General features: G+C 64.9%; 15 protein-coding genes. 6 read left to right on the top strand and 9 right to left on the bottom strand.

Annotated features, from left to right (window positions below; genetic code table 11):
- Positions 1-477: 477 nt before the first annotated feature.
- The 5 genes from OK349_RS17380 to OK349_RS17400 all read right to left on the bottom strand — a co-directional run bounded on the left by OK349_RS17380 (position 478) and on the right by OK349_RS17400 (position 5,605).
- Positions 478-1,446, bottom strand: a complete 969-nt coding sequence (locus tag OK349_RS17380; protein WP_265119167.1) for a D-ribose ABC transporter substrate-binding protein — start codon at positions 1,444-1,446, stop codon at positions 478-480.
- Complete coding sequence (locus OK349_RS17385) at positions 1,443-2,183, bottom strand: DeoR/GlpR family DNA-binding transcription regulator (protein ID WP_265119168.1); 741 nt, start codon at positions 2,181-2,183, stop codon at positions 1,443-1,445. The genes OK349_RS17380 and OK349_RS17385 overlap by 4 nt, the downstream gene beginning before the upstream one ends.
- Positions 2,184-2,317: 134 nt before the next feature.
- Complete coding sequence (locus OK349_RS17390; protein WP_265119169.1) at positions 2,318-3,367, bottom strand: ABC transporter permease; 1,050 nt, start codon at positions 3,365-3,367, stop codon at positions 2,318-2,320.
- Between the two features lie 8 nt (positions 3,368-3,375).
- Entirely contained in the window at positions 3,376-4,929 is a 1,554-nt protein-coding gene (locus OK349_RS17395; RefSeq protein WP_265119170.1) for a sugar ABC transporter ATP-binding protein, read from the bottom strand.
- Between the two features lie 7 nt (positions 4,930-4,936).
- A complete protein-coding gene (locus OK349_RS17400) occupies positions 4,937-5,605 on the bottom strand; it encodes a DUF2291 family protein (RefSeq protein ID WP_265119171.1) in 669 nt (222 codons plus the stop codon).
- 252 nt (positions 5,606-5,857) lie between these two features.
- Between OK349_RS17400 and OK349_RS17405 the strand changes: the two genes are divergently transcribed.
- The 3 genes from OK349_RS17405 to OK349_RS17415 are packed head-to-tail and all read left to right on the top strand — an operon-like array spanning position 5,858 to position 9,149.
- Positions 5,858-6,721, top strand: coding sequence for a transketolase (locus tag OK349_RS17405; RefSeq protein WP_265119172.1), 864 nt, complete (start codon positions 5,858-5,860; stop codon positions 6,719-6,721).
- Positions 6,718-7,677, top strand: a complete 960-nt coding sequence (locus tag OK349_RS17410) for a transketolase family protein (RefSeq protein WP_265119173.1) — start codon at positions 6,718-6,720, stop codon at positions 7,675-7,677. Before OK349_RS17405 ends, OK349_RS17410 begins: the two co-directional genes overlap by 4 nt.
- Entirely contained in the window at positions 7,677-9,149 is a 1,473-nt protein-coding gene (locus OK349_RS17415; protein WP_265119174.1) for an FGGY family carbohydrate kinase, read from the top strand. Before OK349_RS17410 ends, OK349_RS17415 begins: the two co-directional genes overlap by 1 nt.
- A 58-nt stretch (positions 9,150-9,207) precedes the next feature.
- Here OK349_RS17415 and OK349_RS17420 read toward each other — a convergent pair whose 3' ends face one another.
- The gene (locus OK349_RS17420; protein WP_265119175.1) at positions 9,208-10,647 is read right to left on the bottom strand and encodes a DUF1593 domain-containing protein; all 1,440 of its coding nucleotides are present in this window, start codon (positions 10,645-10,647) and stop codon (positions 9,208-9,210) included.
- A 75-nt stretch (positions 10,648-10,722) separates the two neighbouring features.
- Positions 10,723-13,341 (bottom strand): TonB-dependent receptor plug domain-containing protein, encoded by a 2,619-nt coding sequence (locus OK349_RS17425; protein WP_265119176.1) that lies wholly within the window; start codon positions 13,339-13,341, stop codon positions 10,723-10,725.
- Positions 13,342-13,524: 183 nt separating this feature from the next.
- Between OK349_RS17425 and OK349_RS17430 the strand changes: the two genes are divergently transcribed.
- Entirely contained in the window at positions 13,525-15,120 is a 1,596-nt protein-coding gene (locus OK349_RS17430; protein WP_265119177.1) for a carboxylesterase/lipase family protein, read from the top strand.
- 68 nt (positions 15,121-15,188) lie between these two features.
- Positions 15,189-15,935 carry a triose-phosphate isomerase gene (gene tpiA / locus OK349_RS17435; RefSeq protein WP_265119178.1) on the top strand — a complete coding sequence of 249 codons (747 nt, stop codon included), beginning with the start codon at positions 15,189-15,191 and terminating at the stop codon, positions 15,933-15,935.
- A gap of 40 nt (positions 15,936-15,975) precedes the next feature.
- Here tpiA and OK349_RS17440 read toward each other — a convergent pair whose 3' ends face one another.
- Positions 15,976-17,574: a DUF1593 domain-containing protein gene (locus tag OK349_RS17440; protein ID WP_265119179.1), complete on the bottom strand. Its 1,599-nt coding sequence runs from the start codon at positions 17,572-17,574 to the stop codon at positions 15,976-15,978.
- Between the two features lie 474 nt (positions 17,575-18,048).
- On the opposite strand from OK349_RS17440, the gene OK349_RS17445 reads away from it, so the two are divergent.
- The gene (locus tag OK349_RS17445; RefSeq protein ID WP_265119180.1) at positions 18,049-20,013 is read left to right on the top strand and encodes a glycoside hydrolase family 3 protein; all 1,965 of its coding nucleotides are present in this window, start codon (positions 18,049-18,051) and stop codon (positions 20,011-20,013) included.
- A 356-nt stretch (positions 20,014-20,369) separates the two neighbouring features.
- Here OK349_RS17445 and traA read toward each other — a convergent pair whose 3' ends face one another.
- Entirely contained in the window at positions 20,370-23,186 is a 2,817-nt protein-coding gene (gene traA / locus OK349_RS17450; protein WP_265119181.1) for a Ti-type conjugative transfer relaxase TraA, read from the bottom strand.
- Positions 23,187-23,337: the final 151 nt, after the last annotated feature.

Below are 23,337 nucleotides of genomic sequence, written 5' to 3' on the forward strand. Positions count from 1 at the left end.
AGGTAAGTAATTGATATCGCAGACAAATGGCTTTTGCGGTGAGTATGATACCATCACACATACCATCAATTTTGCTGGACATTGTGCGATAGAATGGGGCGTTCACCTGCCGCCGCTGGTAAGTGAGGGGAGGGCACGACGCGCGGGCAAGATTGTCCACGGCAGGACTTGGGCCGTCAGCCGCCTGGCAGCTTTGAACCGACGAGCAAGCGATAGCGGACATCGCTGATCTGCTCAGCTGGACGACGGGATTTGGGCCGCTACCGGACCGGCGGCTTCCAGACGAGCAGACTGTTAAAGCGGACACGACCTTGCGAGGCGGCTATCCGCGATCCGTATCAACGAAGGTCATCGTCATCGGCGACCTGGAGAATCTCCACAGAGAGCATGGCCGATTTGAGATTGAATGCCATCGCTAGCACAGTGATCGACATTGCCAGGCGCCGACACCGTAGCGGTACTTTGCTATAGGATCTTCTATCTTGAGTCCGTGGTCAGCGCGAAGTTCTTGAGCTGCGGCGCGTTATCCCTCTCGACGAGGAAACAGTCCATCAGCAGCTTCTCGGGCTGGCCGGTGCTGCCGGTCTTGAGATAGCGGTCGGCGAGATCGATGGCGTATTGCGCCTGGCGCTGCGCCGGCTGGAGCACGGTCGCGCGCATCTTGCCGGCAAGGATCGCGTCGCGCGCGTCGTTCGAACCGTCGAAGCCGACCACCACCACATCGCGGCGCCCGGCGCTCTCCAGCGCCGCGATCGCGCCCAGCGCCATCGTGTCGTTCCCCGCGATCACGCCCTTGATCCCCGGATGCGCCTGCAGCACCGATTGGGTGACCGAGAAGGCCTGCGCCTGATCCCAGTTGGCGCTCTGGCGCGAGACCATCTTCATGCCGGGATATTGATCGAGCACGTCGTGATAGCCGCGCGAGCGGATTCTTGCGTTGGTATCCGATTCGCGTCCGACCAGTTCGAGATAGGCGCCGTTCTCGCCCAACGCCTCGACAAAGGCCTGCGCGCCCAGCGTCGCGCCCTGGTAATTGTTGGAGACGAGTTGCACTTCGGCGGCGCCGCGCGAGGAGATTTCTCGGTCGATCAGGAACACCGGCACGCCGGCGTTCTTCGCGCGCAGCACCGCCGCGACGCTGGCGTCGGCACCGGCATTATCGAGGATGATCGCGGCCGCGTTGCGCGCGATCGCATTGTCGATCAGTTCGCTCTGCTTGTAGGCGTCGTCGCCATGCGAGAATTTCAGTGTCTCATAGCCGAGCGCGCGGGCGCGCTCCTCGGCGCCGATCGCTTCTTGCCCGAAGAAGGGATTGTCGAGCGAGGGCGTGATGATGACGACCAGCTTCGACTGATTCGCCGACGGGATCGCCAGCAGCAACAATGCCGCAGCGGCCGCGACGAGCGCTCCCGCGATGAGGAAGGTCCGGGAGCGCCATTGGATCATGCGATGATTACCTCGATGCCGGCATCGGCGAACGCACGGCGGTCCGCGTCGCGGATGCCGTCGTCCGTGATGAGAACGTGGATATCGTCGATCCCGCCGAGCGATGAGAACGAAGTCTTCCCGATCTTGCTCGAGTCGGCGAGCAGATAGACGCGCGACGCGGCCTCGATCATCGCGCGCTTGACCGTGATGTCGGCGATCGCGGGATAGGTGAGCCCTGCTTCGAACGAGACCGCAGCAGTCGCGAGGAACAGCTTCTCGGCGAACAGGCCCTTGAAATAGTCCGCCGAGCGTTCGCCCGACAGCGACAGCGTCGGCGCCTTGAACTGGCCGCCTGGCATATGGACCGTGCAGGTCGGCATCGCCCCGAGCATCAGCGCGATGTTTAGTGCATTTGTGATCACCGTCAGATGCTCACGGCTGCTGAGATGCATCGCCACCTCTGTGGTGGTCGAGCCTGAATCGAGGATGATCGTCTCGCCGTCCTCGACCAGCGCCGCGGCAGCGCGGCCGATGCGGCGCTTCTGCTCCATGTTGACGAGGTGGTGCAGCGCCATCGCGCGTACCTGCTGGGGCACCGACTTGAGATAGGCGCCCCCATGCTCGCGGACGATATGTCCCTCCGCCTCGAGCCGTTCGAGATCCTGGCGCACCGTCACTTCGGAAACCGAGAAGGCCTCGGCGAGGTCGCGCACGCGCGCGCTGCCCTCCTCCTGGAGCCAGGCGAGCATCTTCATCCGTCGCGGTTCGGCGAGAAGCAAGGCACGGCGGCCCCGCGCCCTCGTTTCGGGGTGTTCCTTTGCGGCCGGACCTGAAGTTGCCGCCGGCGTTGTGCGGCCTTTGATTTTGCGCTGCTGCGCCATCTTGCTCCTCAATCCTTCGCGCCGGCAAGCCGGCTCTGAAGTTGATCGAGTATCACGGCCGCGACAATTACCGTACCTTTGATCACCATCTGCCAGAATTCACTGACGCCCATCATCACCATGCCGTCGCTCAACGTGCCGATGACGCACGCACCGATGATGGTCCCGCCGATTGTGCCGCGTCCGCCGGCGAGCGAGGCGCCGCCCAGCACCACCGCCGCGATTGCGCTGAGCTCGAAGGTCTCGCCGCTCGCCGGATGGGCGGAAACCAGGTCCGAGGCGACGAGCAGCCCGACCAGCGCGGCGCACATGCCAGAGATCACATAGACTGCCGTCTTCACCCGCCCCACACGCACCCCCGATAGCAGCGCCGCGCGCGCATTGCCTCCGACTGCGTAGACATGCCGCCCGAACGGCGTGCGCGAAGCGACCAGGGCTGCGGCTAGCGCGAGCACCAGCACGATCAGCACCGGCAGCGGCACGCCCAGCATGCGGCTGGCGCCCAGCATCGGAAATCCCTCATTCCCATAATCCGGGCTGCCCACCAGATTGGAGAAGGTCGTTCCATCCGACAGCAGCAGCGCGGCGCCGCGCGCGACATAGAGCATGCCCAGCGTGGCGATGAACGGCGCCACGCCGAAGCGCGTGACCAGCGTGCCATTGACCAGTCCGATCAGCCCGCCCAACACCACCACGATCAGGATCACCACGGGGATCGAGGGATAGATGACATAGCCCAGCGGCTCGATCACCAGGCCATTGAGGATCAGCGCGCCCGCGACCATGCCGGACAAACCCGCGATCGATCCCACCGACAGATCAATCCCGCCGGTCAGGATCACATAGCTCATCCCGATGCCCAGGATCGCGATGATCGCGATATGCTTGGCCATGATCAGCATGCTGCCGACCGACAGGAAATTGGGCGCCATCACCGAAAAGAAGGCGAACACCACGAGCAGTGCGATCAGTGCGCGCAGCTTGATCAGCAGCGCGGCAATGCCCGGCCCTTCGGCGCGGGGTCCGCTGAGCGCAGTGGAGGATGCCGTTGTCGCCATGATCGCCTTCAATGCTGGCCGTGCGCGGCCGTCATCGGCGACGCCTGGGAATGGGATTGGAAGATGCCGTTGGCGGCCTGCACCAGCATCGCCTGATCAGCCGCGTCGGCAGCGAAGTCTCCGGTTACCCGGCCACCGGCCATCACCACGATACGATCGGCGATGGTCAGCGCCTCGATCAGATCCGAGGTGGTGAAAGCGATCGCGATCCCCTCGGCGGAGAGCGCTCGCATCGTCTCGAACACCTCGGCGCGCGCGCCCACGTCGATCCCGCGGCTGGGCTCGTCGAGCAGGATCGCGGTAGGTTCGCGCATCAGGCAACGGCCGATCACCACCTTCTGCTGGCTGCCGCCCGAGAGCGCGCCGATCGGCGTCTCGCCCGAGGGCGCCTTGATCCCCAGCCGGCCCATCATCTGCGTGACCGCGCCCTTCTCGGCGGGGAGCGAGAGCAGGCCCAGCCGCGCCAGCCGGTCGAGGAACGACATGCTGAGGTTGCCGCCGACATGGAGATTGGGGAACAGCCCCTCACGCTGGCGATCCTCGGGGACGAGCAGCAGGCGACGCTCGATCCGCTCGGCGATCGACAGCCGGTCGATCCGTTCACCGCACAGCCGGATCACGCCTTCGCCCCCGCGCGCGCCATGGATATATTCGAACAGCTCGGTCCGTCCGGCGCCGAGCAGGCCATAGATCGCGACGATCTCGCCGCCGCGGAAGGTGAGCGACACATCGTCGACCAGTGGCGCGCCATCGGGGCGACGCACCGTCGCATGCTCGATCTCGAGCACGGTCGCGCCCGCTGAGGATATGGGTGGCCGCGGCGCCAACGCGCCTGCTTCGCCGAGCATCTGTTCGACGATCCACGGCACGGAAGCCTCATTCGCGGGCACGGAGGCAACCACCGCGCCATCGCGCATGACGGTGATGTGATCGCCGATCCGCATCAGCTCCTCGAGCCGGTGCGAAATATAGACGATACCGACGCCGTCGCGCTTGAGCTCCGCGATGACGTCGAACAGCACCGCCACCTCGCCCTCGCTCAATGCGGAGGTTGGCTCGTCGAGGATCAGTATGCGGGCGTCCTCGGCGAGGGCACGCGCGATCTCGACGATCTGCTGCTGGCCGATGCGAAGATCGCCGGCGCACGTATCCGGGTCGATGTTCGTGCCGAGCCGTGCCAGCACCTCGGCCGCGCGCTTGCGCTCCGCGGCCTTGTCGATCCGGACGCCGTTGACGATGCTCTGGCCGAGGAAGATGTTCTCGACGACCGAGAGGTTCGGGCAGAGGTTGAGCTCCTGGAAAACGATGCCGATGCCCCGGCGCGCCGCTTCGCGGACCGAAGCGAAGGAAACCGGAACACCGTCGAGCAGCAAGCGGCCGTGATCAGGCCGCTCGACGCCGGCGAGGATGCGCATCAGGGTCGACTTGCCCGCGCCATTCTCGCCGATCAGCACGTTGACCGCTCCAGCATGCACCGCGAAGTCGACGCCGCGCAGCGCACGGGTCGCGCCATAGGATTTGACCATGGCTTCGGCGCGGAGCGGAATCGGGGCGGCAGCCATGGCGCAGTCAGCTTACCGCGCCGATGCTGAGCGCGACCGGCGTCACCACCAGCGGCTCGTCGGGCGCGCGGACATTGACCACGCCGGTGAAGCGGATCGCCTGCCCCGGCCGCAGTTGCGCGATCCCAGGCCGCAGTGTCCGCAAGGCACGCGCGGTGAGCGCGCGGCCGACATCGGCGAAGGCGAGCTGGTTGGCGAAGTCGTTGAACGCGACGAAGGGGAGCGCGTCCCGGATCGCCGTGCCCGAAACCACCGGTCCGATCTGCAGCCGCACGGTACGCGCTGGTACGATCCCGGCCAACGTCACCTCGGCGCCACCGCGCCGCGAGGCGGCATCGACGCTGGACACCACGCCCGTCCCGCTGACGACGAAGGTCCATGCCGACCCTTCGCCGGCGCGTCGGCCCAATTCGACACCCGCACGCTCCAGATCGGCATCGATTGCCGGCACGAGCTTGTCGGCGGGGACTGCCCGCCGGTCGAGCGCGGGAATGGCCTTCGCCGCCCAGATCTCCTCAACATAGCGCGCGGCATCGAAATCGCCGCCGCGGCGCGCGCGCAGGGCGCGATCCTCTTCGATTGTCAGCACCTTGCAGCCGCCAAGCAGGGTCGCGCCGAGGAGTACGGCAAAAAAGGCCGTAAGATCGATGTGGCGCAGCGATGCGATGACCTTCAACTCCCCTCTCCGAGCGCCGCAGAAATTGACGCTTTAGCTTCGGTAATTTTCATTTTGTGTTGCGAGGATGCCCAGTGAATCTCGCCTTGTCAAACCGTCAAAACACAATTCTCGGGATTTCCTCTCGCGAATTAGCGAGATTTCTGCCACCCGAGGAGACCGCCGCTGCCGCGGAAAAACGAAAATAATCGAAGGATTCACTTGTGAGCGCGCCGGGTTCCCGATACATCGGAGTTCCACAGGAGGTTGAGCTTGTTACAGAATCCCATCGCCGGGCAGGGGAGCGGCGACGATTCCGCGATTGCGACGGTCCGCAGCCGCGCGAATTGGATGCGCCGGCGCAGTATCCACATGATTTTCGAGGCGGGGCAGGGCCACCCGGGCGGCGACATGTCCGCCACCGATGTGCTCGCGGCTCTCTATTTTGGCGTGATGCGCTACGATCCGGCCAATCCGCTCCATCCCGCGCGCGATCGCTTCGTGATGAGCAAGGGCCATTGCACCGGCGCGCTCTACACCGCGCTCGCCGGGGCGGGGTTCTTCCCCGAAGAGGAACTGTCGACTTATCTTCAGCCCAATTCGCGGCTGAACGGCCATCCCAACCGCATGTACCTGCCCGGGGTCGAGACCAACACCGGCCCGCTTGGACACGGGCTTCCGGTCGCGGTGGGCATCGCCATCGCCGGCCAGATTGACCGCGCTGACTATCGCGTCTTCGTCCTCACCGGCGATGGCGAGCTACAGGAGGGCAGCATGTGGGAAGCGGCGATGCTCGCCGGCCACCGCAAGCTCGACAAGCTCACCGTCATTGTTGACCGCAACCGGCTCCAGCAGGGCGCGCGTACCGAGGATACCAACGGGCTCGAGCCGCTCGGCGACAAATGGCGCGCCTTCGGCTGGGACGTGGTCGAGGTCGACGGTCATGACCATTCCGCGCTGCTCAGCACGCTCGGGGCCGCCGGCTGCGGCAAGCCGCGCTGCGTGATCGCCAACACCTTCAAGGGATATGGAATTTCCTTCATGCACGACCAGGCGAGCTGGCACCATGGCGTGCCTGACGCCGAGCAATATGCCCAGGCGATCGAGGAGCTGACGCTTTCGGAGGCGGAGGCGTGAGCGCTTCCGTCGCAGCTCCCGCCGGCATGTTCGACTGCCGCGATGCCTATGTGCGTACGGTTGAAGCGCTGGCCGCCAACGATCCGCGTATCGTGGCGGTGGTGAACGACAGCGTCGGGTCGAGCAAGCTCGGCAAGTTCCGCGAACGCTTTCCCGATCGGCTGGTGAACGTCGGCATCGCCGAACAGAACATGGTCGGCGTCGGCGCTGGCCTCGCCAATGGCGGCAAGATCCCGTTCGTCAGCGGCGCTTCCTGCTTCCTCACCGCGCGCGCGCTCGAGCAAATCAAGGCCGATGTCGCCTACAGCAATGCCAATGTGAAACTGTGCGGCATTTCCAGCGGCGTCGCTTATGGCGAGTTGGGCGCCACGCATCATTCGACCGAGGATATCGCCTGGTTGCGCGCAATGCGCGGCCTGACTGTGATCGTTCCTGCCGACCCTTCGGAGACTTCGGCAGCCATCCGCGCGGCGGCGGCATATGACGGCCCGGTGTTCATCCGCATCAGCCGCATGCCGGTGCCCGAACTCAAGCATGCCGCGCCGTTCGAGATCGGCAAGGCCGAGACGCTGCGCGACGGCGTCGACCTCACGATCATCGCGGCCGGCACGCTCGTATACCGCGCACTCGCCGCCGCCGAAGTGCTCGCAGCCGAAGGCATAGAGGCCCGCGTGGTCAACATGGCGACGATCGCGCCGCTCGACGAGGCTGCGGTGCTCGCTGCCGCCCGCGAGACCGGCGGGATCGTCACGGCCGAGGAGCATGTCGTTCGCGGCGGCCTGGGCGGCGCAGTTGCGGAGATCGTCGCGACCCGCCAACCCGTGCCGATGCGAATCCTGGGCTTTGACGGGTTCCAACCCACCGGCTCGGCCGAGTGGCTGATGGAGCGCGCCGGCTTGACCGCGGACGGGATCGCCAGCGCCGCACGGGATCTGATCGCGCAAAGGCGCGGTTGATGCCGTCTTCGGCGATCCTGGCGATCGACCAGGGAACGACCAATACCAAAGCGCTGCTGGTCGCGCAGGACGGTACGATCCTGTCGCGCGCGGCCCGGCCGATGACCCTCGCGCATCCGCGCCCTGGCTGGGTCGAGCAACCGGCGGATGACATTTGGACGAGCGTCGCCGGTGCGATCGCCGATCTTGTCGCCGAAAACCCCCATATTGCGGTCGAAGCGCTCGCGATCAGCAACCAGCGCGAGACGATCGTGCTGTGGGACGCAGCTACCGGGATTCCGCTCGCACCCGCGATCAGCTGGCAATGCCGTCGTTCGGCTGACCGCTGTGCAGCGCTACGTGCTGCGGGGCACGAGCCGTTATTGGTCGAGCGCACCGGATTGGGCATCGATCCGCTCTTCTCCGCCGCCAAGCTCGGCTGGCTGCTCGACTCCGTACCCGGGGGCCGTGCTCGCGCCGAAGCCGGCGAGCTTCGCGCCGGTACCGTGGATTCCTGGCTGCTCTGGAAGCTTACTGCCGGCGAAAGCCATGCGACCGATCATAGCAATGCGTCGCGCACCCAGCTGTTCAACCGGCACAGCCTCGACTGGGACGCCGGGCTCGCCGAGCTGTTCCGGATACCGCTTGCCCTCCTGCCGGCCGTCCGGGCTTCGGACAGCTTGTTCGGCACCGCCGCCGCGGGGGTGACCGCGCTGCCGGCCGGCGTGCCGATCCACGCGATTATGGGCGACTCGCACGCGGCCCTGTTCGGCCACGGCATCGATGCGCCGGGCACCGCGAAGGTGACGGTCGGCACGGGCTCCTCGATCATGATGCTCACCGATGCGCCCATCAGCTCGGCCAACGGGTTGTCAGGGACGATCGGCTGGAGTCGCGAGGTGGGCGGCGTCCGGCACGCGTTGGAGGGCAACATCACCGTTTCCGGGCAAGCCGCCGCGTTCGGCATGCGGCTGCTTGGGCTTGCCGACGAAACTGCTTTGTCGGCACTCGCCCAGAGCGTTCCCAATTCGGGCGGCGTGGTGTTCGTGCCGGCGCTCGCTGGTCTCGGCGCGCCATACTGGCAGCCCGACGCGCGCGGGCTGCTGACCGGTCTCACGCTAGCGACAACCCCCGCGCATATCGCGCGCGCGGTGTTCGAGGCGATCGCAATGCAGATCGTCGACGTCTGCCATGCGATGGAGGCCGACCTCGGCGCCGTGATGCCCGGTATCTCGGCTGACGGCGGCGCCACGCGAAACGACTTCCTGCTGCAGCTACTCGCCGACCTGCTCGACCGCCCGGTGACTCGCTGCTCCAGTCCGGAGCTGAGTGCGCTCGGTGCCGCGCGCATGGCCGCCGGGATGCCAGCTCGCGTGCCCGCCGCCGCGCTCGACGACGCAGTCACGTTCGTGCCAGCGATGGACGCTGCTCGACGCGAAGCGGTCCACGCGGATTGGCATGCGGCGGTGCGTCGGACGCTCGCGCAAGTTTGAGGGCGCGCAAGTTTGAGGGAAAGCGCGACGACCTGCGACCGTCCCCGCCGCAGCTGATTCAGGGCGTGACCGCGATCACCGCACGCCGATAGTTAGTCAGCGCCGGAGTGCCCGAATCGGTCACCTCGAGGATGACGTGATAGGCGACCGGCTCCTTGGGGATTGGCACGTTCTCGGCATTAACCTTGAAGGCCGGCGCCGAAAAGCTCGCCTCGGGGGTGTCTGCGCCGTCGATCTTAAGTGTTGGGACGAGGAACCCGGGTGCCGCGCTCGGCTCGGAATATTGCCACCAGCGGTAACTGAGCCGGTCGCCGTCGCGATCCTGCGTGCCCGCCGCGGAGAGCCGCACCGCCGATCCCGCCTTGACCGTCAGGCGGAGCGGCGCGCGCCCGGCCTGCTGGTTCAGCACAACATCGGGATTGTGGTTGGCGCGCTTCACGTCCGGAGAGAGCGTCCAGGCGATGCGCGCGGCGAAATCGTTCTGGAAGGCACGGCGCCAGCGATAGATGGTCGCCTGATTGCCCGACCAGCTCTTGCCCTCGGCATCGGTGAAGCGATCCTGCGCGTCGCCGCGATGGCCGCCGCCTTCGTAGGACGGGAGATAGCGGCCGCCCCAGCCGCCCCATTCGGGATGCTCGGGATCATTGAGGCCGTTGGCGATCAGGCCAAGGAACGACGGCGTGTCGCCTTCCATGATGAAGGCGTGCGGCGGGTACATCATCCCCAGGGGACCGCGGCGGATGTGCTGCGCGAGCCATTCGTTGGTCACCGTCTCGGCCGCGGGCCATTTGCCCGGCGCCATGAGGTCTCCCGAGATGCCGGTCCATGCCGCCATCCCATATTGGCCCCAGCCATGGACGCTGGCGATCCAGAAGAGCTCGGGAAAATTGCGCCGCGCCCAAGGGCCGGCGTCGTCCTGGTCGGAGATGGAATAGACGCGCAGCTTGGCGACGAACGCCTGCACCTGCTCGGGCGTGCGCGTCGCGCGGACGCTCCACAGCGCCTGGGCCAGATCCGCTGCGCCGCCCCAGACCGGGATGTAGACGGGACGCGGATCGGGCCGATCCACCACCTCGATGATCCGCCGCGAGGCAGCGGTATCCCTGCCTTCGCCCACGCCCGCCATGCCGTAGAGCGGCGAGCCTTCGAGGACCACAGCATGGAGCGCCGACGCATCCGGATAGCCCTCGGCGTGGCGCCGCAGGTTCGACAGTACCTTGGCATAAGCGTCGATCCGCTCGCGCAGCAGTTGCGGCTGGACGCGCTTGCGCTGCCAAGTCGAAGTGGTCGCGACAAGCCCCTCGACGTCGAACTGGTTGGCATAGAGCAGGAAGCGGACGAAGCTCTCGGAATCGTCGGGTTCGTTGCCGATATCGGTGAGCACGAGAACGCGGGATTTCTCGCTCGCCGCAGCCTGCGCGCTCCAACTCGTCGTGGCGAGCAGCGCCGCGCCCGCGAGTATCAGTTTCCGTCCCATCTGCTTCATGCGCTTGCTCATATTCGTCACCCTCTCTTCCGGGAGAAAATTACCCGCCGACGCTAGAACGTCGGCGGGCGAGTGGGGATGGATTGGTCAGAACTTGGTACGGATTCCGACCGATATCAGGCGGCCGAGCGTCGAGCCGTTCGCGAAGCCCGTGCCCGAGGTCCGGAAGGGTGGATCCTTATCGAACAGATTGTCGACGTTTAGCGTGAGCATCGCCGATTTCATCAGTGCGATCTTGCCCAGATCGAGGGCGAAGTAGAGGTCGACGGTGTCGAAGGCATTGACGTGCGTCTGCGTCGCATCGAACAGCACCGGGAGACCGCCACGGTGGTTGAGCTGAGCCCGTCCGGTAACCGGACCAACGGTCGCGCCAAGCGCCGCGATGAAGTTGAAGCGGCTGATCGTGCCGTTCGCCAGCTGATCGACATAGACGCCGTTGTTCGCCGGGCTCGACTTGCGACTCAGCGTGTAGGTGCCGCCGAAGCTGGCGTTGATCGAGCCGAAATCGGTGCGCTGGTTCAGCACGGCGTTGAAGTCGATGCCGTCCTGCTTCAGCCTCCCGCGATTGTAGCGCCGCAGGTCAAGCACCGAATAAGGCACGCCCGAATTGGCATAGAGCGACTCGAGCGACGGGAAGTTGTCCGGCGCCAGCCCGCCAGAGAATGCGTTCACCTGCGCGATGGTCGGATTGAGGATGAAGAATGGAGCGTTCTCGGGATCGGCGTAGAAGGCCGTTCCGAAGAAACCACCCGCGTTGACGCTGATGATGTCGGTGAAATCGATATTGTAGTAGGTCGCACTGAGCGTCAGCGAGGGGAAGAAGGACGGCTTGACGTCTGCACCGACCGACCAGGTCTTGGCGGTTTCAGGCCGGAGGGTCGAGCTGCCGCCGGAAATCCAGATGACCGGCCGTCCGGCCGAATAGCCAAAGTTGGTGGACTGGGAGATGCGCGCATCGACGGCGCCGACCGTGTCGGCAAGACTCGGCGCGTGGAAGGACGTACCGTAGTTGCCGCGAATCGTGATACCCTCCACCGGCTTGAAATTGAAGCCGATCTTGGGATTGGTGGTGCCCCCGACATCGTCATAATGGTCGTAGCGGACCGAGCCGGTGAGATCGAGCATCTCGAAGACCGGCACGAAGATTTCGCCGAACACCGATTTGACGTTTCGCGTGGCGAGTGCGGAGTTCCGGAAGGGATTGGAGATCGCGCCGAACGAGACATTCGCCGCGATCTTCTCGAAATGATATTCGGCGCCCACCGCCAGGCGGACATCGCCGGCCGGCAGCGTGAAGAGCCGCCCGTCGGCGACCAGCCGCGCTTCGGCAAGCTCCTGGGTAGCGATCGCACGGTCCCGATAGTCGAGGATGCCGGCAAGAACCGCCGGATTGGTCTGTGCCACATTATAGGGATTCAGCGCCGTCGCGGTGGTCGTTCCCGCCAGCGCCGCGAAGACATTGCCCTGGTTGACGCCGCCCTGATTGGTTTCGTTGTAGCTGCGCCCGTAATTCGCCAGCCCGCGCAGATGCCAGCCGCCGCCGAGATCAGCCTCGAAGGTCGGCGTCACGCCCCAGGAGTCGAACCGTTGCGGGCTGCTCCGGCCGATGCCGAACACCGGCCCGAAATCGAAGAAGACATCATAGCTGGTCTGGCCGGCCGGCCCCGGCCGGAAATAGGGATTCGAGCTGTTGATCGGCCCGCTGCCCGTCAGCGTCGCTTCCGCGGTCAGTGTGTCACGCCGCGAGAAATAGGCGGTGATGTTTGTCGAGATGCTGTCGTTCAGCTGCTGATCGAGCGTGGCTAAGACCGCATGGCGGGTCTCGCGCGGATAGATGGCAACATAGTCGGACGTATCGCAGCGATTCGGCGCGCCGGAAAAGCCGGGCATCGGATAGAAGGTGCCGGCACCCCCGCCGATCCGGATATTGCCGGGCGTGCAGGAGAAGCTGCGATTGTCCCGTCCGCCAAAACCGGTGTGGTTCTGCGTGACGAAATCCCGCTCGATGCCCAGAACGTCATTGTGCCAGGCATAGGCATAGGACACGAAAAGCGATCCCGAGCCCCAGTCCTTGCCGACCGTGATATTCGCGTCGATGCTGTCATATCCGTCAGCGAAGCCATAGCGCGCGTTGGCCTCGATTCCATCGAAGCGCTTGCGCGTGATGAAGTTGATGACGCCGCCGATCGCGTCCGACCCATAGATCGACGATCCCCCGTCGGGGATGACCTCGACGCGCTGGATGATGCCGGGCGGGATGATCTGCGGGTCGACATAGGTCTGCAAAATGCCCGAGCCAACGATGCGATGACCGTTCACAAGTGTCAGCGTTGTCGTGCCGCCCGACGCGCCGAGGTTGCGCAGATTGGTCTGCACGATGGGCTGGCCGAAATTGGCACCGCCGTTCGGGATGGTATTGAAGTTGCTGATCTGGGGAATAGTGGCGAGCAGGTCATTTGACGACTGGGCGCCGGTCGCAACGACATCGGCCTCGGAGATGCTGACGACGTTGGTGCCGACGGGTGCGATGCCGCGAAGCAGCGTCCCGGTCACCACGATCTCGCCTTCGCCCCCCGCTTCCTGCGCCTCGGTCTCGGGAAGGCTCTGCTGGCCGTCGGTCTGCGCTTGGGCAGGGGCGCATGCGAGCACCAGTGCGAGCGCGCTCGCCGAAGCGAATGCAAGACGCCGATATGCGAAAACTTTCATCTTTTTCCCCTCCTTCTAATCGCGATTCCGCGCATTTTTGCTGCGGATCCGGGAGGCTTCACGACCCTCCGGCATCCTTCGTAATAGCTCGAAGACTTACGCATTGCAATTGACTACTTTCGATTTTCTTCATATCGAAAGTTCCAAGCGGCAATCGACCGCCTGCCTCTGGAGGGGAAATTCATGGAGAAGCAGTTCCGGATTACGCGCCGCAGCCTGATAAGCTCAGTCGCCGCGCTGACCGCATTGTCGGCGAGTCGCGTTCTCGCCCGCGACGTGGGCGCCGCCACGGCAGTCGTGAACACGACGAACGGGCCGGTCCGCGGCCGCTTCGAATGGGGACTCGTCCAGTCGTTCAAGGGGCTTCGCTATGCGGCGGCGCCGGTCGGGCCGCTGCGCTTCCGTCCGCCCCAGCCGTTGCAGAAATGGACGGAGGTGGTCGACGCCGACCGGTTTGGCAACGCAGCGATGCAGAGTCCCGGCCAGCCCGACGCCCCGTTCGACGAGAAGCGCAGCGAGGACTGCCTGTTTCTCAACGTGTGGACGAACAATCTCGAAGGCCGCAAGCCGGTGATGGTGTGGCTGCACGGCGGCGCCTTTTCAAGCGGAGCCAGCAGCCGACCAACCTATTGGGGCGACCATTTCGCACGCAGCGGTATCGTGCTGGTGTCGCTCAATCACCGGCTCAACGTGTTCGGCTATACCCAGCTACCCGACAGCTGGGGTCCGGACTATGCGTCGTCGGGCATCGCCGGCATGCTCGACATCGTCGCAGCGCTCGAATGGGTGAAGGCGAACATCGCGCTGTTCGGCGGCGATCCCGACAACGTCACCATCTTCGGCGAGAGCGGCGGGGGGGCGAAGGTCTCGCTGCTCCTCGGCATGCCGCCCGCCAAAGGCCTCTACCACAAGGCGATCATTCAGAGCGGCGCCGCCCTCGACGCCACGCCTCGCGCCTATGCCCTGGCGCTCGGCGGGGCGCTGACCGAGACGCTCGGCGTCAAGCCGGGGGATGTCACCGCGCTGGCGGCGATCGATACGCAGACGATCTTCGCCTGCCAGAAGGCCGCCACCGACAAGGTCATCCATCTCAAGAAGGACGGCTTCCTCATCGGCGACTTCACGCCGAGCATCGACGGCAAATCCCTTCCTCGCGGTCCCTTCATGCCCGAGGCGCCGACGATGGCCGCGGACATTCCGCTCATCATCGGTACCAACAAGGACGAGGGCACGATGTTCGCGCTTGGCGACAAGACGCTCGCCGCCGAGACCGATGCGGGCTTTGAGCAGCGCGTTCGTGCGCGCTATCCCAAGCAAGGCAGCAGGATGGCCGCCGCGCTGCGCGCCGCCTATCCCGGTTACACCCCCGGCGAGCTGGTCACCGCGATGAACGGCAACCGGATGTTCTGGATCGATTCGGTCATTCTTGCAGAGCGCAAGCTGAAGCAGCCCGCGCCGGTTTGGATGTACCGGATGGACCGCGAGATCCCTACCTTCGGCGGCGCGATGAAGGCGGGTCATGCCACCGAACTTTCCTATGTTTTCGGAACCTACGAGAATGTTCGCAGCTTTGTCGGCCCCGGCGCCGATCCGGCGCGCATGTCGGCCCAGATGCACGCCGCCTGGGTGGCGTTCGCGAAGACCGGCGATCCGCAGTCGCCCGCGATTCCCGCCTGGCCGCGCTACGATCTCACAAAGCGCCAGACGATGGTCTTCGACGTGCAGAGCCGGATCGTTAACGATCCTCAATCGGACCTGCGCAAATTGATGCAGGCTTGACCAGCCGGGGCGGGGCGGTCCCGGGCCGCGCCCCTGGCTCTTCACACAAGCAACGGAGTGGCCAATCCATGGCGGCGCGCCCCCTGATCGTCGGCAACTGGAAAATGAACGGCTGCCGGAAGAAGCTCGCCGAGCTCAACGCGATCGAAAGTCATGCCGCCACCGCCTCGGCCGAGGTCTGGATGGCGCTTCCTGCGACACTGGTTGGCCTCGCAGCCATTGGTGCCCGCAACATCACGATCGGCGGGCAGGACGTGCATTTCGCCGATGCCGGTGCCTATACCGGCTCGATTTCCGCCGCGATGCTGCGCGAGGCAGGTGCCTGCTTCACACTCGTTGGTCATAGCGAGCGGCGTGTCGGCCATGGCGAGACCGGCGCGGTCATCCGCGCAAAGGTCGACGCGGCGTGGCGCCATGGGCTAGATGTCGTCCTCTGCGTCGGCGAGACCGCGGAACAGCGCAACGCTGGAACGGGCAAAGAGACGGTGGCAGCTCAGATCCGTGCAGCGGCCGGCGGGCCGATCGCAGGCGGCCTGGCGATCGCTTATGAACCGGTATGGTGCATCGGCGCTCCAACCGCCGCGACACCGGAGCAGGTCGCGGCCATGCACCAGGTCATTCGAGGTACGCTGGGCGCGCTGCATGGCGAGGCCGGGGTAGCGGTTCGGCTGCTCTACGGCGGCGCGGTCGACCCGCAAAGTGCCCCCGCAATCCTGCTCGCCGCCGAGGTCGACGGTGTGCTGGCAGGGCGTGCGAGCCTCGAGGTGCCCGCCTTTTGCGCGCTGATCAACGTCGCCTCGGAGATCGCGGCCTAGAGAATGGACGGCGGGGCGTTGGTCCCGCCGCGCCGCCGTCTCAGCTACCCACGGTGACGACGATCTTCTCGTATCGCGTCAGCGCCGGCGTGCCATCGTCAGTCGCCTCCGCGATCACCTGGATCGTGTCGCCCGGCCTGGCATCGAGCGGAACCAGCAGGGTTGCATCCGCGCCGACGGGCTTGAGACCGGCCGCTCCCTTGTAGCTCCCAGCCTCCTTCCACACCCACCATTTGAGCGCGACAGCATTGCCGTCCGGATCGGAGATCTTCGCCGACAACGCGACGCGCTGACCCGGTTTTGCGGTGCGTATGTTCGGCCCCGCCAACTCGATCCGGGGATTGTGGTTCGCGCCGGCATAGTCCGACGTCACCGCCCATTTGAACCGCGCTGCCCAGTCGCGCTGGGCGGGCGCGAAGAACGGATGCGTGGGCGCGCGCGTGATCGCCCCTCGCGCGCCGGGATTGGCGGCATCGGCCTCGATCCCCGCCAGCGCCTCGCCGAAGCCCGCGAAGCCGCCGCCTGCAGGACCGCTGCGCGCATAGCCGCCCCAGCCGCCGAAGCTGTCGCCGCGATAACCGCGAAGGCCGTTGTCGAGCAGGTTGAAGAAGGTTCCGGTATCGCCTTCGCCGAGATAGTCGCCCTTCGGGCGCGGCGGCGTCCAGACGATATAGCCCTCCTTCCTCAGCTCCTCGCCCGACTTTCCGGCGATGCCGAAATAGTCGAACCGGTCGCCCTTCACCATCTGTTTGCCGTCGCCCCAGACGCGGATGAAAGCGCCAAGCGGCCCCTTGTTCCGCACATTCTCCGCGATCCAGGCCGCTCCCAGATATACGGCGTCCTCGAGGCTCACTCGCTCCTGCGAATTATAGCTGATGCCGACGCCGCCCGCCTGCTGGCGATAGCGGATCTCAGGCCAATTGGGCTGGATGTATTTGGCATAAGTGTCGTCCTGATCGCCCGAGGGGTGGATCACCGCCTTGCGGATGACCTTGGTGCGGATCGCCGCCCATTGCGGTGTGCCCTTGTACTGCTCCTCGATCGACTTGAGCGCGCGCGCGATCGTGCTCTGTCCGCCCCAGGCGTGCAGGTAGATCGGCGCCTCCTCTGGGTCGAGCAGCAGCGCCTTGATCAGGTCCGATCCCGGCGTGTCCTTCTCCATATCGCCATCGAATTGGACATTCCCCCAGCGAATCTTCGACTTGAGATCGCCCGGGGCCGGATAGTCCGGATTGTGGACCTTCAGATTGGGATATGCCTCGGCATAGCGCTCGACGGCTTCGTCGATGAAGCGCTCACCCGGATCCCAGCGCCACGAAGTGCAGGGGCAGAGATTGACGCCGAAGCGATTATATTCGCGCCCCGGCACGCTCAGCTTCGTTCCCTTGCCGTCGCCCGTCCAATGGAATTGGCTGCTGGCATAGATCAGCCCCTCGGTACGGAAGTCGGTGGCGTAGAGCAGATAGCGCACCAGCGAATTCGAATCGTCGAGCTCGGGGTCGGCTGTGATCACCACGCGCGGCTTCTGTCCGGGGGGCGTCTCGAGATATTGAGGCACGGCCTTGCCCGGCATTTCGTTCGTCTGCGCCAGGGCGCCAGTCCATGCGCCGCCCGCCAGCAGGACAGCCGCTATCGTCAACCGAACGCGTTTTGCCATTCGACACCTCTCTTCGTATTTTTTCGTATATCTTCATCCGAAGGAGTGGCCCTTCGGGCTGATCCTGTCAATTCCCGAGGAGCGAGGCGTGGCGACCCAGTTGGGCGGCAGGGACACGTTGCGTTCCATGGTGCGATACGAAGATAAACGAAGATTTCCATTGACGTTTTAACCCCGAAATCGGAAGCTTTCCGTATTCTGCGCATGCCGGACACCTAACGCCTCCGGCCGTAGCGAACGAAATAATGGGGAGAGGGCAGGCGTGACGATCCGTGGGCATCTGCACTGGTTTCCTATCGCGGCTCCAATCTTGCTGCCGGGTCAAGCGCGTTCACGAGCCGACCGAGGCAGGACTGCTCGACGGCATCACCACCCCAGGCTCGCTGATCCGAAGGCCGGTGGCGACTTCCCCGAGGTAGCGCAAAAGATCGCCGACAATGTGGAGGAGCAACCAACATGATGCGTGCAACGACCCTTCTCGCCAGCATTGCACTCGGGTTGCCGACATCAACGCTCGCGCAAACCGTGGCACCTGGAAATCGCATCCCGGAGCTGACGGTCGATGGAAAGCAGTTCCGTGACCTCAATCGCTCGGGGGGGCTCGATCCCTATGAGGATTCGCGCCTCAGCCCCGAACAACGCGCCGACGATCTCGTCCGGCAGATGACGCTGGAGGAAAAGGCCGGCACGATGATGCACGGGACCCTTCCGGGCCTCGGCGGTTTCGCCGGAGCGACAGGGGCGTCAAATCTAGGCTATGACCTCGATCGCGCCAGAGGCATGATCGCCGGCAAGAAGATCACCAGCTTCATCACGCGCCTATCGCTCGATCCGAAGTCGATGGCCGAGCAGTCGAACGCGATCCAGCGGTTGGCCGAGGGAACGCGGCTCGGCATCCCGGTGACGATTAGCACCGATCCGCGCAACCATTTTCAATATGTCCTCGGCGCAACCGCCGAATCCAGGGGCTTCTCGCAATGGCCCGACCCGCTCGGCTTCGGCGCGATCGGCGAAGCGGCGATCGTGAAGCGCTTCAGCGATATTGCACGCCAGGAGTATCGCGCGGTGGGCATTCACATGGCGCTGTCGCCCCAGGCGGACCTCGCGACCGAGCCGCGCTGGAGCCGTGCGACGGGTACATTCGGCTCCAACGCCAAGCGCGTCGCTCCGCTCGTCGGCGCCTATGTCGAGGGCTTTCAGGGCGGCGCCGACGGGCTCATGGCCGATGGCGTGCTCACCGTGGTCAAGCACTGGGTCGGCTATGGCGCGCAGCCCGAGGGCTGGGACGGGCACAACCATTATGGCCGCTTCGCGGTACTCGATGAGGCCGCGTTCGATGAGCATGTCGCCGCATTCAAAGGCGCGTTCGACGCCAAGGTGGCAGGGGTGATGCCGACTTACCCGATCCTCAAGGATCTGAAGCTCGGCGGCAAGCGGACCGAGCAGGTCGCGGTAGGCTTCTCGAAGGAACTGCTCACCGATGTGCTGCGCGGCAATCACGGGTTCGACGGTATCATCGTCTCGGATTGGTTGATCACGCGCGACTGCGACGAGATCTGCCAGCGACCGACCAAGGACAGGCCGCAGGGTTTCGGTGACCTTGGCATGCCGTGGGGCGTCGAACATCTCACCGAGAGCGAGCGCTTCGCCAAGGGCGTTGAAGCGGGCATCGACCAGTTCGGCGGAGTCGACCAACCGGAGAAGATCCTCGACGCGGTCAGGGCGGGCCGGATCAGCGAGGCACGGCTAGATCAATCGGTGCGCCGCGTGATGATCGCGAAGTTCCGCCAAGGTCTGTTCGACAATCCGTTCGTCGATGCCGAGGCGGCTGTTCGCATCGCGGGCAATCCAGAATTCCAGAAGGCGGGCGATGCCGCACAACGCGCGAGCCAGGTGCTACTGCAGAATAATGGAGCTCTGCCGTTCAAGCCGGGCATGAAAGTCTTTGTCCACGGCATGGCCACTGAAGCGGTACGGGCGGCCGGCTTTACGCCGGTGCCGACGCCGGCCGAGGCGGAGGTTGCGATCCTGCGCATGGCGGCGCCCTTCGAGATGCTGCATCCATATTTCGTGTTCGGACGGATGCAGCACGAGGGCAGGCTGGACTATCGCGATGGCGACAAGGATTTCGAGATTCTAAGGACGGTGGCGGCCGCCAAAGTGCCGGCGATCGTCTCGGTCTATCTGGATCGTCCCGCGATATTGAACCGCGTCAAGGAACTCGCGAATGTGCTCCTCGTCAATTTCGGCGCGACTGATGCCGCACTAATGGACGTGATCACTGGTCAGGCCAAGGCGATGGGCAGGCTACCCTTCGAGCTGCCTTCATCGATGGCGGCGGTGGAAGCGCAGAAGCCCGGCGTACCGGATGACAGCGCCCAGCCATTATACCCTGCCGGATTCGGGCTGGGAGCGCCGTAGACTGCCGGACGGTTTAAGCGAACGGCTTCGAATCTCCGATCGATAGCGTTGGAAGCCGGTAAAACCTACCGCGCCAGCAACGGCACAAGATCCTTTACGCGGAAAGCGAGGCAGGCTCGCTGGTGCGGACGGCTCGGCGTAACCGAAATCACCGCGTCCGATCATTCTGGGCACGATCAGCCGCTTCACGCGGCCAGCACCTGACCGGACTTAGCGTGGAGGTAATGCGGATTGACTGGAAAGGCCTTGCGCGGCCGTTTGCTCAACGTCGACCTTATCATGAACATACGACAGGTTCCGGGGACCGTGAGGATGGCGCGGAACGGCGCATGTTGGGGCGCAAAGCCGACACCACTTCAGCGCCCAAGCCCACGTCCTCGCCCGAAGTCGATTCCGTGATTGAACGCCAGTTCCGCTCCAAGCCTGCGACCGGTGTCAATCGTGATCCCGAGCTGCGCCTTGCGGCCTGCGAGGATCGATTCCATCTGCGGGTCTCGTTCGAGGCTCTTCGCCATTCCCGCCATCTCGCTTTGGATGGCTTTGCGGCCCGCCATGTCGCCCACCGCATAGGCGCGGTCAGACTGCTTCTGCAGCTTGCTCCAGCGCGCAACGAACTGGTCGGCGCGCCTGGCTGGATCGGCCCGCACCTCCGCCTCCAACATCATAGCCCGGATCGTCCGTTGTGGCCGCCCGCTCGCAGCCTCATCGATCGTCGTGCGATCGGCGTTGAACACGTTCTGCAGGTCGCGCTTAACACCGGGGCGTAACGCCTCCATTTCAGCGACCGCCTTATCGAGCGCGGCACGCTGGTGCGACAGCTCCGCATATCCTTCCGTCCGCACGCGTACGATGTCGGCGACCGAGCGTGCAACGCGCACCACCGCCCGCTCGAATGGGCTCAACTCCGGAGCATCGGGTGTCACGCGCAGCTTCAACCCCGCGAACCGGTCGTGTGGTGCCCGCCGCTCCTGCGCCGGCTCGGTGGCCAGATAGTCCGATGCCATGTCCTTGCCGCGCTCGCGCGACAGTGTCCGGGTCAACGCATGTCCGTCGGCAAAATCGTCGCGACCATAGTGGAGATCGACGCTGTCGCGGTGGCGTGACAACGCTACGTAAGCGGCATGACGATCGAGCCCTGGCGTCGCCAGCACATGGACGCGATCGACTGTCACACCTTGCGCCTTGTGCACCGTCGCGGCGTACCCGTGATCAACGTTCGCGTAATCCTTGACATCGAACGCGATCGAGCGCCCGTCGTCGAGCAGCACCGCCATGCGCGCCTGAGTGAGAGACTGCACTTGCCCAAGCGTCCCGTTCTTCACGCCAAGGCTGCGCTCATTGCGCAGGAACATCACCCGGTCTCCGGGCGCGAATTCACGCTGTCCCCGCTCGGTCGAGATCATCACATCCTCGCCGAGCTCGCCGTTGGCGCGCAGCCTGTCGCGTGCGGAGGTATTCAGCTCGCGCACCTCGTCATTAGTGTGCGTGAGGATGATCCGCGAGGCGCCGGGCGCCTCCAAACGATCCCGATCCCATCGGTCGATCAGGTCGGCGCGTGCATGCTCACGCGTATCGGCAACATGGATGCGATCGTGCCGACTATAGGCGCTGATCGCTTCCACTGTTCGCTCCGTCGCGAGGTAGCGCGTGGCGTCACGCTGCCAATCCTCGCGCTGGCGGCGGATCTCGGTGATCTCGATACTGCCATGCCGCTCGGCGGTCGCACGGAACGCAGCGCCGGCCTCGATCGCCTGGAGCTGTTCCGGATCGCCGACCAGCACCACCTTGGCGCCGCGCTTTTCGGCTTCGGTAAGCACGCGTTCCATCTGGCGCGTGCCGATCATGCCGGCTTCGTCTATCACCAGCACATCGCGGTTGGTGAGCAACTCGCGGCCTTCCGCCCATTGATGCTCCATGCTGGCGATGGTGCGTGAAGCGATGCCCGAGCCACTCTCCAGATTCTCGGCGGCAATGCCGGATAGCGCTACACCGCGGACCAAATAGCCTCCGCTCTCCCAGGCCTCGCGCGCGACGCCGAGCATCGCCGACTTGCCGGTTCCGGCATAGCCGATGACCACGCCAAGCCCCTGGCCTTTGGTGACATGGTCGAAGGCGCTGCGCTGCTCGCTCGACAACACCAGCCCGCGCATCTCTGCACGCACGAGCGCGAGCTTGCGGTGCTGCTCGTCCACGCCGTGACGGCGGACCGCTTCCAGCCGGACGGTAGCACGCTCGAGCCGTTTCTCGGTCTCGATCATGTCGCGGCTGGTGAAGCGATCCTGGCCGCGTCCGTCCCTGCCAAGCGCGATCAGTTCCGGTGATGCACGCACCGCCGCAATCACGCGGTCGAATTGGTCCTTCCCTTCGCTGTGGCGGTGTACGAACATCGCCAGATCGCGGGTCGTGAAGGTCGCCTGGGTGCGGGTGATCGCGTCGATTGCGGGCGCCGGATTCGCGAGCAGCTTCTTGCCATTGGCGCGCGCGATCGCGTGATGTTCTTCAAGCCGCTCCGAAGCGAGCCCTTGACGCCCCATTCGGGCGGCCGCCGGGCCGATCTTGTTCTGCGGATCGAGGTCGATGCCTTGCGCTTCCAGGGACCGATGATCGATACGCGCATCGATATCCAGTTCGGCCAGGCGTGCATTGACGTGCTCTGCCCAGCGCTCGCGCCATTCCTCCAGAAGATCGGTGCGATTCCAGTCGCGGTTCTTCTTGCCAAATCCTTCCTCATCGACATCGCGAAGGGTCAGCATCACATGCGCGTGCGGCTTGGCCTCGCCATCGGCGCCGACATCCCAGTGCACGTTGAGATCGGCGATCATGCCTCGCGCCACGAACTCGCGCTCGACAAACTCGCGAGCCAGCCGAACGCCCTCGGCCTGGTCCAGTTCGCGCGGAATCGCGAACTCGATCTCACGTGCAAGCTGCGCGTCCTTGCGCAGCTCGGCCACCTCGACAGTGTTCCAGAGTTTTCCCCGATCAGCGAGACGCTCGGGCGCGCCTTCTGGCAGCAGCACTTCGGAATGGACGACGCCTGCCTTGTTCGAGAAGTTGTGATGCCGTTCAAGCCGCTCGTCATAGAGCCGCGATGCCGAGCGATAGGCGGCGGACGCCAGTGCCGATGATCCATTGGCACGGGAGATGATCTTGGCGGAGAAATGGTAGATCGCCATGGCGATCTACCAGTTACTACGCTGAGCGCACGTCGGCACGACGTATAAGCGCGCCCTCACACGAAAAATTCCTGTGAGGGACCGAGCAGTTTCAGACTGTCTCGGCGATCCTACAGCATTGCGATCGTCACTCTATTATCATGTCCGCATC

The sequence above is a fragment of the Sphingomonas sp. BT-65 genome (genome assembly GCF_026107375.2).
In the GTDB taxonomy this organism is placed as follows: Bacteria; Pseudomonadota; Alphaproteobacteria; order Sphingomonadales; family Sphingomonadaceae; genus Sphingomonas.

Excerpts from the sequence above, each read along its gene's own strand:
- OK349_RS17380 (WP_265119167.1), bottom strand. The coding sequence starts at position 1,446 with ATGATCCAATGGCGCTCCCGGACCTTCCTCATCGCGGGAGCGCTCGTC.
- OK349_RS17385 (WP_265119168.1), bottom strand. The coding sequence starts at position 2,183 with ATGAAGATGCTCGCCTGGCTCCAGGAGGAGGGCAGCGCGCGCGTGCGC.
- OK349_RS17390 (WP_265119169.1), bottom strand. The coding sequence starts at position 3,367 with ATGGCGACAACGGCATCCTCCACTGCGCTCAGCGGACCCCGCGCCGAA.
- OK349_RS17395 (WP_265119170.1), bottom strand. The coding sequence starts at position 4,929 with ATGGCTGCCGCCCCGATTCCGCTCCGCGCCGAAGCCATGGTCAAATCC.
- OK349_RS17415 (WP_265119174.1), top strand. The coding sequence starts at position 7,677 with ATGCCGTCTTCGGCGATCCTGGCGATCGACCAGGGAACGACCAATACC.
- OK349_RS17420 (WP_265119175.1), bottom strand. The coding sequence starts at position 10,647 with ATGAGCAAGCGCATGAAGCAGATGGGACGGAAACTGATACTCGCGGGC.
- OK349_RS17425 (WP_265119176.1), bottom strand. The coding sequence starts at position 13,341 with ATGAAAGTTTTCGCATATCGGCGTCTTGCATTCGCTTCGGCGAGCGCG.
- OK349_RS17430 (WP_265119177.1), top strand. The coding sequence starts at position 13,525 with ATGGAGAAGCAGTTCCGGATTACGCGCCGCAGCCTGATAAGCTCAGTC.
- tpiA (WP_265119178.1), top strand. The coding sequence starts at position 15,189 with ATGGCGGCGCGCCCCCTGATCGTCGGCAACTGGAAAATGAACGGCTGC.
- OK349_RS17445 (WP_265119180.1), top strand. The coding sequence starts at position 18,049 with ATGATGCGTGCAACGACCCTTCTCGCCAGCATTGCACTCGGGTTGCCG.
- traA (WP_265119181.1), bottom strand. The coding sequence starts at position 23,186 with ATGGCGATCTACCATTTCTCCGCCAAGATCATCTCCCGTGCCAATGGA.